Consider the following 14,692-nt stretch of genomic DNA (forward strand, 5'->3'; position numbering starts at 1 on the left):
TGCTCAATGACCACTGGCAGATAGGAGTGGGTTATGAGTTTGCTGATTGGGGTAAAAGTAAACTGGGACGCGCCTTTGGGCAGACCATGAATTCAGGATTAGCGCTCAATCATCTTTATACCCATGGGGTTTTGTTTAACCTAACTTATGTAGCTTAAGGACGGATCATGCATAGATTTAGTACTGCTATCACAGCCCTTTTCTGCAGTTTAATGCTGTTAAACGTACAAGCAGCTAAACCCTTATGGCTCTTCGACCCCCAAACGTCAACCTCCATTACTGTTGCCAAAGGACGTAGCGACCAGATTATCTATACCATATATAATCAATCCTCCAAACCAAAGATTCTCTCCATGAAAAGAATTGCGGGGATTAGTCAAACTGCACCCTGCCGACTTCCCGCTAAAGGAAGTTGCACATTGACAGTTAATGTGAATGGCTCAGCGTTGCAAGGAAATGTCATTGGAGGTCCGTTATTATGTCAACAGGGTATTGGGAGAATATTTTACGCATTCGTCTGACACAGCAGCCTCCCGTGCAGCAATTCGAGGATTTATCTGACGACGGCTTTACTGACTGGTACATGCCGGCTATTTGCGAATTGGGACGATTTATAGGTTTAGGTGATGATGCTGGATGTGGCAATACTAACCCCAACTTATACACAACCTTGTTTGCGAGTCATTAGGCGGGTTACTAATGAGAACTACTGGAGTTCTACCGAGGTTTTGGGTGACGCTAATACTGCCGCCTGGCTCCAGGACTTCAACGATGGCCTCCAGGGCAGCGGCGGCAAGAGTATCACTATTCGGCTTAGGTGTGTTCGGGCTTTTACCCCTTGAACGACACCCGCTGTGGAGAAAGCTATTTTAGAGGCAGGATAATCTGCTGTGCATTAGTAGGTGCCGTGCTGCCCATTCGCTCCTGGTAACGGGAAATGTAAAGTATCTATAATGGAGCCAGCGTGAAATTACAGGCAAGCATCGTGAGATGCTGCCTGAACTGTCAACATCAGACAGTGAGGACTAAGAGGGTTAAGTAATATAGTAAACCACTGCCAGATATATCCAACCCGCCTGTATCGACAGATAAGTAATATCCGATATCTAAGCTCGATTTGGCGAACTAGGGAAAATCATGGTTCAGGACATTTAGAAAAGACTGGTTTTCTATGTTTGCTATTCGCCGTTATTTATAAGACTTATTAAGATAATTTGCCTTGATAGATAAACTCACTAGGTATTTTTTCTTCCTTGGGAACGATTTAACAGCTCATCAAAACGCTCATCTAATAAGTTTTCAATATTATCAAGCTGTGACATGAGTTCATCCATCTTGTATTCTATGCTACGCAGGAGTTTTTCAATCTCCTCTAATCGATTATCGGTGTCCATTATTTTTCTCCCTTGTATAAAGTTATTATAGATAAGGAGCAAGGAAACAATGGCTATAAGTTAAAAAAAAGCAGCTTAAAAGCTGCTTTAAAACATCAATTTTGTCGCAAATGTGGGAATAGAATGACATCGCGAATAGAAGGGGAATTAGTAAATAACATGACTAGGCGATCAATACCTATCCCCTCCCCTGCAGTAGGAGGCATACCATATTCCAATGCTTCGATGTAATCACTATCGAAATGCATGGCTTCCAAATCCCCAGCATCCTTTTCTTCTACCTGTTTTTGAAACCGTTCGGCTTGATCCTGCGCATCATTAAGCTCCGAGAAACCATTGGCAATTTCACGCCCTGCAATAAAAAATTCAAAACGATCAGTCACCTCAGAATTCATATCATTACGTCTTGCCAAAGGGGATACTTCTGTGGGATAAGCAGTAATAAATGTGGGTTGAATGAGCAAATGTTCAACAGTTTCTTCAAACACCAACATTTGCAACTTCCCTATGCCATCCGTAGGCTTATAAATGATGCCTAATTGCTCAAGTAAAGCGCGACAACCCTCAACAGAATCCAGCTGACCATGCGCTAATTCTTTATGATAGTGTAAAATGGCCTCTTTAACTGTCATTCTTTCAAAGGGCTTGGAAAAATCGATTAACTGTCCCTGGTATTCAATCTGCTGCTTTTCTAATACCGTATCACACAAATAGCGTAGCAATTTCTCGGTAAAATCCATTAAATCACTATAATCTGCATAGGCTTGATAGAATTCAACCATAGTAAATTCTGGATTATGCCGTGTAGAGATGCCTTCGTTACGAAAATTCCGGTTAATTTCGTAAACACGCTCAAACCCTCCTACAACCAAACGCTTTAAATAAAGCTCAGGTGCAATGCGAAGAAACATCTGCATGTCCAGTGTATTGTGATGCGTGATAAATGGGCGTGCTATAGCACCCCCAGGAATCGGATGCATCATAGGTGTTTCAACCTCAAGGAACTGATGGCTGTCCATAAACTGACGAAAGGCCGTAATGAGTTTGGAACGTATCAAAAAAGTATGCCGACTTTCTTCATTCGCTATTAAATCCACATAGCGTTTACGGTAACGTAACTCCTGATCAGCCAGTCCATGGAATTTATCCGGCAAAGGCCGTAATGACTTTGTTAATAACTCTATATGCTGTGCATTAACCGTCAATTCGCCAGTGTTGGTTTTAAATAACTCACCGCTAACTCCGACGATGTCTCCTAAATCCCAATGTTTAAACTGTTCATAAAGTTCAGGCAAATCATTCTGGCGGATATAAACTTGAATGCGACCTGAAACATCTTGGATATGAAAAAAACTTGCTTTACCCATAATACGACGCAAGACAATACGTCCAGCTACCACCACTTTAATGAGTTGTTCAGCCAACTGTTCTTTTTCAAGATGGGCGTACTTATTAAGCAAATCGAGTGCTACATCATGGCGGCGAAATTTATTGGGGAAATTAAATCCACTCTCACGCAAATCAGCCAGTTTTTGTTTACGAATTTGATAAACTTCACTTTCGTCTAAATGTTCTTCTGTCATTGTTCCCCTACTCCCGCCTTTAAACTGGCTTCAATAAATTGATCGAGATCCCCGTCTAAAACTGCTTGCGTGTTACTTGTTTCTACGCCTGTTCGTAAATCCTTTATTCGAGATTGATCAAGGACATAGGAGCGAATTTGCGACCCCCATCCAATATCAGATTTCGATGCCTCCAGCACTTGCTGCGCAGCATTCTTTTTCTGCATTTCCATCTCATAGAGCTTAGCACGTAACTGCTTCATTGCCTGATCTTTGTTTTTGTGCTGGCTCCTGTCTGTTTGACATTGAACGACAATACCACTGGGTACGTGCGTAATACGGACAGCAGAATCAGTTCGGTTTACGTGCTGTCCTCCTGCACCTGACGCTCGATAAGTATCGATGCGTAAATCCGCCGGGTTAATTTCAATTTCAATATCATCATCAATTTCAGGAGAGATAAAAACAGCCGCAAAGGAGGTATGACGGCGATTTCCAGAGTCAAACGGTGATTTTCTGACTAGTCGATGCACCCCCGTCTCAGTCCGCAACCACCCGTAAGCATGTTCACCGGTAAAATAGATAGTGGCACTTTTAATCCCGGCAACTTCCCCTGCGGAACACTCTATCAATTCAGTACCGAAGCCGTGGTGCTCCCCCCAGCGTAAATACATGCGAAGCAACATTTCTGCCCAATCCTGCGCTTCTGTTCCACCGGAGCCAGCCTGAATATCTAAATAGGCATTGGCACTGTCCATTTCGCCTGAAAACATGCGGCGAAACTCAAGCTCAGAAACACGCTGTTCTACAACAGCCGTTTCACCAGCAACTTCCTGAATCATCGTCTCATCATCTTCGGTGCGAGCTAACTCAAAAAGTTCAGTCAAATCGACAAGGGATTTACTCAATTGCTCTAACTGATGAACGACAGCTTCAAGTTGTGATCGCTCTCGACCTAACGCTTGTGCATGTTCAGGATTATTCCAAACTTCTGAAGATTCTAATTCGCGCGTGACCTCTTCCAGGCGTTCACGTTTATTATCAAAGTCAAAGGTACCCCCTAAGCGCTGTAATTCGCTTATCCAAATCAGCCAAAGTCAGAGTGATTTGATTTACTTCTAGCATGAGTATCCTTCAGGTTTTAAAACAAGGGCATTATTGTACAACTAAAGCTAATTTCTGACCATAGGAGCATTGAGATGTTTCAAGGCAAAATCATACCATGTGGAGTCAACTTAATCCCGTCAGCTTGCATGAAATTATTATCTGCATAATCAAAATGCAGCCTACAAAATATTTTTTAATAATGTAGTAAGTTGAGGTGTTTTCCGTCAATAAGCCACTTCTTTAACATTGATATTTTTTTCTTTTTCCCAATGCCTTAGAGGGGATAATTCTGGATTTACCATACTGTCTACTGGCAAATAAAAGGTTTGTTCCAATAGAAATTGGCCGCTTAAGGCAGCATGGGAAACTTGATCAGTAAACACTATCCAAGTGCTTTGTGCCGGAAATTCAACACGTTGCTTCTTCACTTTCTGTTGATAACCATCATCCAATTTCATGCTGTTATGCAAATTTAATTGATAATGATCATAAGCTGAACGTACGGTTTTAGTAGCCCTAATCACGTGTAGTAGTTTGGCTATCATGCGGTTATAAGGAGGAATGCTGGAGGAGAAACGTGCCAATACCTGGGCGAAAGGCTCTCCCAAATGCCAAACACGTGGCTCACCATAAGGGTTTACATTCGTAAAAACACGCAAGATTCGCTTCCCATAGACAGGACTTGAAGGGAACGAATCGACATGTAAACGTTTGTCATCTTTTCGTCTTGAACTGACGCGTCCTTTAATCTCAGCAGGACGATAGCTGGTTCGTCCCCAAAGGATTGCTTTCTCATATTCAGGTAATAGCGTAGTTACCAAATTCTTGGCAAATTCAGCGTAACGCGTCATAAATGGTTGTAAAAGAGCTACCGTTGCATGGTGAGGATTGGAATCTATACCCCCTAAACGTCTCTTTTGATAGTCAAAGCTCAAATTCTTATGTTTACCATCCAAAAAATTATCTGACAAAAGCTGATCTTGCTCCAAGGTATTCAGATGAAAAGGATAATGAGGCAAATAAATCACCTTTCCTGCTTCCAGCGAAAGAAGTGACTTATATTTGGCATCAGTGGTCAGAGTATTTAGACTATCGATTTCTAAAGTATGAAGCAATTGGTCCATTTATGGCCTCAGATAGTTAAGTAGTTAACCTTTTTCATTAACTATTGTTTAATTAAAATTAGCGACGTTATTGTATTCCTGTTCGACTAAAAGATCATCTTTTGCAAATTCATTTTTTACTCCCGATCTTACTTCTTTCCTCAAAAATTTATAGCCTATTTTTTCATTTTCCATCGCAGCAAGTGACTCATCATGCTTTGAGCTGCCTGAACGATAAAATTTGAAAGCAGCGCTGGTATATTTATCCATGGAGTCATACAAGGATTGGTAGGAGGTTAGTGTTTCCTGTATTAAACCCACCTCAAAAACTGAAGAATCGAATTTCTTATATTCAATCAAAGCTGCTTTCAATTCTTTTAGAGAATCAGCATAATCATGTCGACGACCGTTACTGAAGTAGGGCAGATGCTCCTCAATGCATTGAATAATCGTATCAATGCTTTCACGGCTTCTCATTCTATCTAGTAAATCTCTAAAACTATTTCTCCTTCCATAATAGTCAGCTCCAGTATAACTACCGAAAAACTTTAAAAATGAAGAGGTTTCTCCAGCACGTTTTGATAAGTAGCGATTAATTTTTGTTAAACTATTGAGCAATCGTTGAGGATTGGGTTTTTCGGAGAGGTTAAGTTCAGGGACATGGGCCTTCCCAATGTTTTTCTCATATTGCTCTTTAAACTCAGCGACACTTCTTCCATACTTTACATAAGGAAAGTCATCATCACGATTAACTTTTATTTTGCAATTCTCTCCTAAAACCCCTCGCTTGTTTAATTCAGCTACGACGCGATACAAACTATGACCACCCGGTTGATAATGGCCACTTAAGTTAGTAATTAGGGTAACTTCGCCATTTTCTATGACAAGGCTTCCTGCAGATGCGACAGGGTTACCCTGCGTAAATGAGGAGTGTCCAATGCGTTTTCCCTCGCGATAAGCACCCTCCGGACTGATGAATAAATTACCCTCCAGATCCATCACAAAAATATATTCTTTCTTTTGAGTGTCTACCGGTTTATTGTCTGACCAACACAGTTGCTTTTGCTCATTGGTTGTAACTAAATAATCCAAAGCCTCCGTTGCGTCTAAATAGTAATTAAAACTGTTAAACCAACGTGCATCATCCGCTGCAAGTTCTTCCCAATGCTCTTTGATCATGGCTGGGTCAAACAGTTTTTCTTTTTGTTGCAGCGCTTCATCAAAAGCCACTTCAACGGTTAAATCTTCTTCTTTGTCCCCATTCACCCAAGCATCATGGACAGGTTTTAGAGCATGTCGAATTGCAGGGTACATGGTACCCCATGCGCGATGTTTTGGATCGAGTGCTTCTCGTTGTAAACGCGGCGGTAGTGGCACACCTTCACCGCGAAGAACAAATCCTTTATCTTTTTCGGAGGTATTATCATCGTCAGCCGCTTCTACATAACCTTTCGCTTTAGAAGGCCAGGATTCCGAAACATTTCTTGAAATCACATGAGGTATAGAATAAAGACTTTGCTCTGGCACAACGCTAGCCGCCCAGCGTTTAAAATGACGATTAATTTTTAATTGTTGCCCTGCTGCCAATTTTAAATTAACTAATTCTTTATGTATTCCATTCTGGTTTTTATAGAGAAGTGCAAGTGTTGCGGAAGTCTTAAAAATTTCAAGAAGGTATTGTTGTTGCCTCTGAAAAGTTTGAAAGATTTCTACAATGGCTGCAGTTTTTGAAAGCGCTGGAGGGGAAAGTTTTTCATTTAATGAGGCAATTTCTTGATTATATCGAAGAATTTTTACTTCTAGATCTTTTAATTCAAAGGGAGAATCATCTTGAATGTTGTTTGGTTTGTGAAGTGGTTTTATTATTGCAGAAAAATTTTTGGTTTTGATAAGATGAATAAAATCGAACAATTTTTCACCATTTTAGTCTTTAAAAAAGACAACTTTATCATAAAATTATTAAGTGAAAATTAAATTATCTACTTATCATAAAAGTGACCCTCTCTATAGGATAATATTTTTTATGTCGTCGTTGGAAACACGCCTATCCCTTGGGTCAAACATCAAAAACTAACGAAAGAGTTCTTAGTGCCGACATGCGGGAATCCTTGGATTGATTCCTTTCATCAATCATTTCCGCTGGATCTTTTAAGTAGTTATGACTTCTCTCTATTTTTTCTATCCCCGTAAGGTCGGGTAATAATTTCCATTAAATGCCCATCCGGGTCTTCAAAATAGACTCCCCTTCCCCCGTCCCAGTGGTTAATCTCCCCAAGCTTTGATTGCTCTGGGTCAGCCCAATAGCTAAGATTTTTATCTTTAATTCGTTTAAAGCTCTCATCAAATTCAGCCTCGCTGACTAAAAATGCATAATGTTGTGGGTGAATGGTTCCAGTCATTTTTTTATAATCGAGGCTGACGTCATTACTCGTTTGTACCATGACAAAAGGTCCCCAATGTTTAGGGGTAGGGAGATTTAAGATTTCGGCTAAAAAATCGGCTGAGGCTTGGTTATCATGTGCAGCTACAATGGTATGGTTAAGAAAAACGGCCATAATTTTTCTCCTTCTGTATTTATTGAGGGATGGTTTAGTTAACCATTACTCATATGAGGATTCGTTTTTATAACGGTGCGATAAGCATGTAAATTCATTAATAATTCCGCTTCCGCATTCGATAGGTGGCAACTGGTAATGATTTCTTCTTTATCACCACCCATTTCTAAAATACGCAATGCATGTTGATAACCCCCATCATTGTCGCGCTTATTTTCCAAGGCTTGCAGTTGGTTATCCATGCTAACAAATAAACGGTTAATTTCTGCAATTTGTTTGGCAAAGCTTAAATCCGCATTCACTAAAACTGTATGGCTACGCTGAAGTTGCTTTAATTCTTGCGATAGTGCCTTGAGTTGTTCATTCACTCTTTTCGTCACTTTCTTGAAACGGAAAGTGGCTCTCATAAAAAATAAACTCAAAATTACAGTGATACTTGCAGCAATAATCATAATGCTTCCTTATTTACAGGTTCAGTATTATTTGTTTTGGTTTTCTTATTGATCGTTAAGTCCTCTTCCTCTTCATCCGCTACAAGTTTGGGGGCTTTCATAATAATGGCTGGGTTTAACAAGCGAGGAACAGTTTTATCCTTGGCAATAATCATATTTACTCGTCTGTTTTTAGAACGTCCCTCTTCGGTGGTATTATCGGCGATGGGATATTGCTCGCCAAAACCTGTTACAGTAATGCGACTTTGCCCCACGCCAAACATTGTTAACATACGAGCCACTGACGCAGCCCGAGCGGCTGATAACTCCCAGTTTGATGGATATTGACTGGTATAAATTGGAACGTTATCGGTATAACCTTCCAAAGCAATAGGATAAGGAAGCTTTTTAATAACGTCTGCTATTTGCATTAATTTCACAAACGCAATCGGTCTTAATTCAGCACTGCCGCTTTCAAATAAAGCCCCTGCTTTAATGTCAAGTTCAATCCATCCATCCTGTGGATTCATTTGATAATCCGAATCTTGAAGCTCGGCTAGAGATTTCACAAGTTCACCAAACGGATCTTTAGGATTTGAGGTCGCCTCAGGACTATTGGGGTCTTTTAACTTAGGCGGCTCATCCAGGGGTTTTTTATCCCCTTTTTTTGCAAAAGCAGAGTGCATGCCTTGCGCCAAAGATTTATATTTTGAAACGTTCACCGAAGAGATCGCATACATTACTACGAAAAACGCAAAAAGTAATGTAATGAAATCTGCATAAGATACCACCCACCGGTGGGCATCTTCATGGCTGTCCGCTTTCTTTTTTCTTCCTTGCATGCTGATGGTGTTGTCCGTAGTTATTTAATTTCAAGTTTAGCATATTAGGGCTTTCACCACTTGCCATTGAGACTAAGCCTTCCACAATCATTTCATCATGTTGCATTTGATTGGCAATGCAGCTTTTTATTTTATTGGCTATGGGCAAAAACATTAAATTTGCAAACCCTACACCATAAATAGTAGCTACGAAAGCAACTGCAATTCCTACACCGAGTTCATTGGGATCAGCTAGATTTCGCATAACCTGTATCAAGCCTAACACGGCGCCTAAAATACCAATAGTCGGACTATACCCGCCCATGCTTTCAAAGACATGTGCCGCACGCATATCCCGATCTTCAGAGCGTATCACTTCTGCTTCCAGTACTTGCCTTATGGTTTGTTTATCTACGCCGACGACTAATAATTCCAACCCTTGGCGCATGAGCTGACTTTTCTCGCGCTCGATATGCTCCTCTAAAGAAAGTAAACCAAATTGTCGGGCTCTGCGCGATAAATCAATTAGCTGATCGCGACTTCTTTCAAAGGGTAATTCAGGGGGCTTCAAAATCCAGGGTAAAACTTTGAAAGCCCTTATAAACGTACGAAATGGCGTTTGTATCATCACTGCGCCAATCGTCCCTCCAAGAACGATAAACAAGGCCGGAAAGTTAAGAAGGGAATGAATTTCCCCACCTTCAAACATTTGTCCGACAATGATTGAAGCAAAAGCAGTAATTAACCCAAGTAATGTCAATCCATCCATAATGATATCACTCCGGTAAGCGTGATTTAATGCGAAGCGTTGCCTGGCTATGAATCTGTGAAACACGAGACTCACTGACACCGAGTACTTCACCAATTTCTTTTAAATTCAGATCCTGCTCGTAATACAACGATAGCACCAAGCGTTCTTTTTCAGGCAAGCTCCCTATAATTTGTGAAAGCTGATTAATCATATCTTCCTGTAATACTTTAATGTGGGGTTCAGTAGATGCATTATCGCTATCTATTTTTAAAATATCATCGGTAACGCCTAAATCATCAAACCCATAAAGTTGGCTACCTGCAGAATCCTTTAACAGTTGATAATATTCATCAAGGCTTATCTTTAGCTCTTTTGCCACTTCATGATCTTTTGCATCCCGACCCAATCGATTTTCTACACTTCTAACCGCTTCAGAGATCATGCGGGCATTACGATACACTGATCGTGGCACCCAATCATTGCGTCGAACCTCATCTAACATATGCCCACGAATGCGAATACCTGCATAAGTCTCAAAGGAAGCACCCTTTGTTGAATCATAATGCCTTACTGCTTCTAATAAACCAAGCATGCCCGCTTGTACTAAATCATCCAGTTGGACAGAATGGGGTAAACGCCCCAATAAATGATGCGCTATCCGCTTCACCATTAATGCATGAGTTTTTACCAACATTTCCTGTGTCTGTTGATTTACTTTGCCGTACGCAGCCAAAGCATCCACGATTTCTCCTTAGTCTTTTTGTCCAAAAGATTTAATGTGTTGAATTAAATCTCCGGTAAGACAAGCTTTAAACTCCCCTAGTGTTCACCTGTAACTAGACGTTCAAGAAAAAAGCTGGTATTCCCTCCTAAAGCATGTTTATGTGGCCAACCCTCCACTCTTTCAGCTAATTGTAAAACTGCTTTCGCCGCTTGCGAGTCAGGGTAAGCTAATAATACAGGTTTTTGTTTTTTAACGGCTTGGTGGACGCGCTCGTCAAATGGAATTGCACCTATATAATCCAGTCGTATATTCAAAAAATGCTCGGCGACACGATCCAGTTTGTTAAATAATTCGCGTCCTTCTTTACTACTGCGCACCATGTTGGCTAAAACATGAAAATGACTCCACTCATAGCGTTTGGTCATAACCTTGATGAAGGCATAGGCATCGGTGAGTGAGGTCGGTTCATCACAAACAATGACAATGAGTTCTTGCGCAGAGCGGGCAAAACTTAAGACTGTATCTGAAATTCCAGCAGCAGTATCGATAATCATGTAATCGACATCATCCGTAATTTCATTAAATGCATCAATAATACCGGCGTGTTCGGTAGCACTGAGTTGAGTCATATAATCAGTTCCTGAGGAAGCGGGTATCACCCGTATACCTTGAGGCCCTTGCAGCATAATATCGCTTAAGTGACAAAGCCCTTGGACAACATGAGAAAGATTATATTTTGTATGCAAGCCTAGCATAATATCGACATTAGCCAGGCCTAAATCAGCATCAAGAAGCAGGACTTTCCTATTTTTTTGTCCCAAAGCTACCGCTAAATTGACAGAAATATTGCTTTTCCCTACCCCCCCTTTTCCAGCAGCTACTGCAATCACTTTCACGGGTTTTGAGCGAGATAGATTGCGAAGTCCTGAGGCTTGATCAGTGATATTACTAGTCTTCGACATACCCCCCCCTTGCCATCTCCAGAGGACTACCTTCACTGTCATGAAGCAATTTTTCTTGTTCGGAAAATTGTTCAATCAATTGATGGCTCGTTGCTATTTTAATATCTTCAGGCACTCGTTGCCCATGCGTTAAATAACTAAGTTCCAAACCTGTTTCTGCTATTGCACTCAACACACCACCCAACGTCATAGCTTCATCCAGTTTGGTAATAATGCATTGCTCGAGGCGTTCTATCTGATAAAGTTTGATTGCATTGAGCAATACGTGATAGTGACTAGTGGCAGGTAATACTAAAACCGTAGAAATTGAATGCAATCGTGAATTTAATAAATCCATTTGTATAGAAACACGGGTATCTGCAGGATTCATCCCCGCTGTATCAATAAGAATTAACTTCTTATCATTAAGTTGCCTAATAACACGACCGAGTGATACCTCATCCTGGGCAACACAAACTGGGACACCCAAAATTTTACCGTAAAGCACTAATTGTTCCTGGGCTGCGACCCGATAAGTATCCATCGTCACCAAACCGAGTTTCTCTGCACCAAAACGCAAAGCAAATCGTGCAGCAATTTTTGCCAATGTTGTTGTCTTACCAACCCCGGTAGGGCCCACAAACGCGTAAATCCCCCCTTCCTCTACCCGCTGAAAGTTACGTATTGGCAAAATGTCAGAAAAATGACTTAAGATTTGTTGCCATGCTTGTTGTTGATTGAGCTTGGGATTAACTCGATTGACCAAGCTTGAAGCAGTAACTGCACTTACGCTCAAGTCGATTAATTTTTGGGTTAACAAGGCATGTAGCGGTTGTTTGCCATAACCGGTATGTCCACGCATCTGGACTTCCAGCATCCCTCGCAATGTCTGAATTTCTTGACGCATATCATCTAACGGGGACAAAGGCTGGGATGGCTTATCGCTGATTTGCCTGGCTGGCTCAGCACTGGCAATTGCTGCATTGGCTGTTAATACGGTTTCGTCAAAGTCGACTGCAGCTACAATCTCCACCCCATTATCAACGCGGCTACTTGATAAAATTACCGCATCCGGGCCAAAAGTCGCTTTGATTTGTTGCATCGCACTTCGTGTATCTGGTGCGACAAAGCGTTTTAATTTCATAGGTCTCCCATCTTATTAGCCAACAGTACCAATAATCCGTATTTGTTTATTATCAGGAATTTCCTGATACGATAAAACATGTAAGTTACTTGAAATGTTACGCACAAAACGTGCCAGAACAGATCGAATACCAGGTTGTACTACTAAAACAGCCAACTCCTGTTTGGCCTGTTGCTGTGCTGCTAACTGAACCAACGATTGCTGAATTTTATCCGCCATTCCTGGTTCAAAACTTACTCCCTGTCCACCACTACTTTGAATTGTATTTTGCAATAATTGTTCCAACTCCGGTTTTAAGGTAATGATAGGTAACTCTTGATTCAAGCCGCTAATTTTTTGTGTAATTAATCGAGACAAGGCAACACGTACCTGGCTAATTAAATAATCCGTATCTTTTGATTTGACAGACGCTTCTGCTAGCGTTTCAACAATGGTTCTAATATCCGTTAGTGGAATGTGTTCTACTAATAAACCTTGAAGTACTTTGCTGACCGCTCCCAGTGAAAGTGCCTCTGGCACAAGTTCTTTCACTAATTTTGGTGAGGAGCTTGCTAGTTTATCCAATAGTTGTTGGGTTTCTTCATAACCTAAAAGTTGATAACTGTTTTCTTCAAGTATTTGACTTAAATGGGTTGCCACGACTGTAGAAGCATCCACTACTGTATAACCAAACGTATGTGCATGCTCTTTTTGATTTTCATTAATCCAGACAGCATCTAAACCAAATGCAGGGTCTTTGGTTGCCTGCCCATCAAGCTCACCAAAAACCTGTCCTGGATTAATTGCCAACCATTTGTCATTAAAAATTGCCGCCTCTCCCATAACAACACCTGCAAGACTAATTCGATAGTGGTTAGGTTTTAAATCCAAATTATCGCGAATATGGACGGTAGGAATAAGAAACCCTAATTCCTGGGATATTTTTTTGCGTACCCCTTTAATACGTGACAACAATACGCCGCCTTGAGTACTGTCTACCAAAGGAATAAGCCTGTAGCCCACTTCTAATCCAATGACATCCACTGGATTGACGTCATCCCAGGAAAGTTCACCCCCTACTGGCTCGTTTGCTGCACTCGCTGTAGATTCGGCAGTTTTTTCAGCTTTCATTTTCTGTTTCTGTTGCTTATTCAGCATATAAGCCATACCGCCTAACCCTGCCGCGAGAATTAAAAAAGCGATGTGTGGCATCCCAGGAATAATACCAATAATACCAATAATCGTGGCTGCAATAATAAGAGAACGTGGATTGCCAAATACTTGATTGACGACGGCATTGCTCATGTCTTGTGAACTCGAAACGCGGGTTACCATAATTGCCGCAGCCGTGGACAAAACCAGGGAAGGTACCTGGGCTACTAGTCCATCACCAATGGTTAAGAGGATATAATTGTGTAGCGCGTCTGCAAAACTCATTCCATGCTGAACTACCCCTATCACCAGGCCACCAATAATATTAATCAATAAGATTAAAATACCGGCAATAGCATCCCCACGTACGAACTTGCTGGCACCATCCATGGAACCGTAGAAATCAGCCTCTTGTGCTACCTCGGCGCGCCGATTAATGGCTTGCTCTTGCGTAATTAATCCTGCATTCAAATCAGCATCAATGGCCATCTGCTTGCCGGGTAATGAATCAAGGGTAAACCGGGCGCTCACCTCCGACACACGTCCAGCACCTTTCGTAACAACAACAAAGTTGATAACGACAAGGATAATAAAAACAACCAAACCTACCGTATAATTTCCCCCAATAACCACTTCACCGAAGGACTGAATTACCTGGCCTGCAGCATCGGTACCCGTGTGTCCATGAAGTAATACTACGCGAGTAGAAGCAACGTTTAAGGCTAACCGTAACAAGGTTGCAATTAAAATCACGGTAGGGAAAACAGCAAAATCCAACGGCCTGTCACTATAGATAACCGCCAGTAATACAATCAAAGACAAAGCAATGTTAAACGTAAAAAGAATGTCCAGGCAAAACGCTGGTAAAGGCAAAATCATCATACTCAGCATGATGATGAGCATTAAAGGTGTGCCCAAACCTTGCTGAATCCATTGACGCATGACTTGTAATACCGCATTCATGATGCGCACTCCTATGTCTTCGTTTTAACAGGATTTACGAAAAATCCCAGTCCCTTTAATTAGCC

15 protein-coding genes are annotated in these 14,692 nt (G+C 41.3%); 2 read left to right on the plus strand and 13 right to left on the minus strand.

What is annotated here, in order from left to right; translation table 11 throughout:
• Nucleotides 1-167: 167 nt before the first annotated feature.
• The gene (locus Ljam_RS01800) at nucleotides 168-521 is read left to right on the plus strand and encodes a hypothetical protein (protein WP_058448429.1); all 354 of its coding nucleotides are present in this window, start codon (nucleotides 168-170) and stop codon (nucleotides 519-521) included.
• Nucleotides 522-535: 14 nt separating this feature from the next.
• Nucleotides 536-688: a hypothetical protein gene (locus Ljam_RS15050; RefSeq protein WP_156411903.1), complete on the plus strand. Its 153-nt coding sequence runs from the start codon at nucleotides 536-538 to the stop codon at nucleotides 686-688.
• Nucleotides 689-1,235: 547 nt separating this feature from the next.
• On the opposite strand, the gene Ljam_RS15055 is transcribed toward Ljam_RS15050, so the two are convergent.
• From Ljam_RS15055 to flhA, 13 genes are all read right to left on the minus strand, one after another.
• Nucleotides 1,236-1,394, minus strand: coding sequence for a hypothetical protein (locus tag Ljam_RS15055; RefSeq protein ID WP_156411904.1), 159 nt, complete (start codon nucleotides 1,392-1,394; stop codon nucleotides 1,236-1,238).
• Nucleotides 1,395-1,489: 95 nt separating this feature from the next.
• Nucleotides 1,490-2,977, minus strand: coding sequence for a lysine--tRNA ligase (gene lysS / locus Ljam_RS01810; protein WP_058448431.1), 1,488 nt, complete (start codon nucleotides 2,975-2,977; stop codon nucleotides 1,490-1,492).
• Nucleotides 2,974-4,081 (minus strand): peptide chain release factor 2 gene (gene prfB / locus Ljam_RS01815; RefSeq protein WP_131762264.1). Its coding sequence is split into 2 segments (ribosomal slippage): nucleotides 2,974-4,005 and nucleotides 4,007-4,081, totalling 1,107 coding nucleotides; the frame shifts between segments, so codons are not numbered across the junction. Before prfB ends, lysS begins: the two co-directional genes overlap by 4 nt.
• Nucleotides 4,082-4,287: 206 nt before the next feature.
• On the minus strand, nucleotides 4,288-5,187 hold the full coding sequence (locus Ljam_RS01820) for a Kdo hydroxylase KdoO (RefSeq protein ID WP_058448433.1): 900 nt from the start codon (nucleotides 5,185-5,187) through the stop codon (nucleotides 4,288-4,290).
• Between the two features lie 48 nt (nucleotides 5,188-5,235).
• Nucleotides 5,236-7,077, minus strand: coding sequence for a hypothetical protein (locus tag Ljam_RS01825; protein WP_058448434.1), 1,842 nt, complete (start codon nucleotides 7,075-7,077; stop codon nucleotides 5,236-5,238).
• A 245-nt stretch (nucleotides 7,078-7,322) separates the two neighbouring features.
• The gene (locus tag Ljam_RS01830; protein WP_058448435.1) at nucleotides 7,323-7,721 is read right to left on the minus strand and encodes a VOC family protein; all 399 of its coding nucleotides are present in this window, start codon (nucleotides 7,719-7,721) and stop codon (nucleotides 7,323-7,325) included.
• A 38-nt stretch (nucleotides 7,722-7,759) separates the two neighbouring features.
• Nucleotides 7,760-8,173, minus strand: a complete 414-nt coding sequence (locus tag Ljam_RS01835; RefSeq protein WP_058448436.1) for a DUF2802 domain-containing protein — start codon at nucleotides 8,171-8,173, stop codon at nucleotides 7,760-7,762.
• On the minus strand, nucleotides 8,170-8,994 hold the full coding sequence (locus tag Ljam_RS01840) for an OmpA family protein (protein ID WP_065235502.1): 825 nt from the start codon (nucleotides 8,992-8,994) through the stop codon (nucleotides 8,170-8,172). Before Ljam_RS01840 ends, Ljam_RS01835 begins: the two co-directional genes overlap by 4 nt.
• A complete protein-coding gene (locus tag Ljam_RS01845; RefSeq protein WP_058448437.1) occupies nucleotides 8,960-9,742 on the minus strand; it encodes a flagellar motor protein in 783 nt (260 codons plus the stop codon). The genes Ljam_RS01840 and Ljam_RS01845 overlap by 35 nt, the downstream gene beginning before the upstream one ends.
• 7 nt (nucleotides 9,743-9,749) lie before the next feature.
• Nucleotides 9,750-10,466, minus strand: coding sequence for an RNA polymerase sigma factor FliA (locus Ljam_RS01850; RefSeq protein WP_058448438.1), 717 nt, complete (start codon nucleotides 10,464-10,466; stop codon nucleotides 9,750-9,752).
• A gap of 77 nt (nucleotides 10,467-10,543) precedes the next feature.
• Nucleotides 10,544-11,410: a MinD/ParA family protein gene (locus tag Ljam_RS01855; protein ID WP_058448439.1), complete on the minus strand. Its 867-nt coding sequence runs from the start codon at nucleotides 11,408-11,410 to the stop codon at nucleotides 10,544-10,546.
• Nucleotides 11,397-12,533 (minus strand): flagellar biosynthesis GTPase FlhF, encoded by a 1,137-nt coding sequence (gene flhF / locus Ljam_RS01860; protein WP_058448440.1) that lies wholly within the window; start codon nucleotides 12,531-12,533, stop codon nucleotides 11,397-11,399. The genes Ljam_RS01855 and flhF overlap by 14 nt, the downstream gene beginning before the upstream one ends.
• Nucleotides 12,534-12,548: 15 nt before the next feature.
• Nucleotides 12,549-14,627 (minus strand): flagellar biosynthesis protein FlhA, encoded by a 2,079-nt coding sequence (gene flhA / locus Ljam_RS01865; RefSeq protein ID WP_058448441.1) that lies wholly within the window; start codon nucleotides 14,625-14,627, stop codon nucleotides 12,549-12,551.
• Nucleotides 14,628-14,692: the final 65 nt, after the last annotated feature.

Origin of the sequence: Legionella jamestowniensis (assembly GCF_001467745.1) — a bacterium.
GTDB classification, from domain to species: Bacteria; Pseudomonadota; Gammaproteobacteria; order Legionellales; family Legionellaceae; genus Tatlockia; species Tatlockia jamestowniensis.

Excerpts from the sequence above, each read along its gene's own strand:
- Ljam_RS01840 (WP_065235502.1), bottom strand. The coding sequence starts at position 8,994 with ATGCAAGGAAGAAAAAAGAAAGCGGACAGCCATGAAGATGCCCACCGG.
- Ljam_RS01800 (WP_058448429.1), top strand. The coding sequence starts at position 168 with ATGCATAGATTTAGTACTGCTATCACAGCCCTTTTCTGCAGTTTAATG.
- flhF (WP_058448440.1), bottom strand. The coding sequence starts at position 12,533 with ATGAAATTAAAACGCTTTGTCGCACCAGATACACGAAGTGCGATGCAA.
- lysS (WP_058448431.1), bottom strand. The coding sequence starts at position 2,977 with ATGACAGAAGAACATTTAGACGAAAGTGAAGTTTATCAAATTCGTAAA.
- Ljam_RS15055 (WP_156411904.1), bottom strand. The coding sequence starts at position 1,394 with ATGGACACCGATAATCGATTAGAGGAGATTGAAAAACTCCTGCGTAGC.
- Ljam_RS01820 (WP_058448433.1), bottom strand. The coding sequence starts at position 5,187 with ATGGACCAATTGCTTCATACTTTAGAAATCGATAGTCTAAATACTCTG.
- Ljam_RS01845 (WP_058448437.1), bottom strand. The coding sequence starts at position 9,742 with ATGGATGGATTGACATTACTTGGGTTAATTACTGCTTTTGCTTCAATC.
- Ljam_RS01855 (WP_058448439.1), bottom strand. The coding sequence starts at position 11,410 with ATGTCGAAGACTAGTAATATCACTGATCAAGCCTCAGGACTTCGCAAT.
- flhA (WP_058448441.1), bottom strand. The coding sequence starts at position 14,627 with ATGAATGCGGTATTACAAGTCATGCGTCAATGGATTCAGCAAGGTTTG.
- Ljam_RS01835 (WP_058448436.1), bottom strand. The coding sequence starts at position 8,173 with ATGATTATTGCTGCAAGTATCACTGTAATTTTGAGTTTATTTTTTATG.
- Ljam_RS01830 (WP_058448435.1), bottom strand. The coding sequence starts at position 7,721 with ATGGCCGTTTTTCTTAACCATACCATTGTAGCTGCACATGATAACCAA.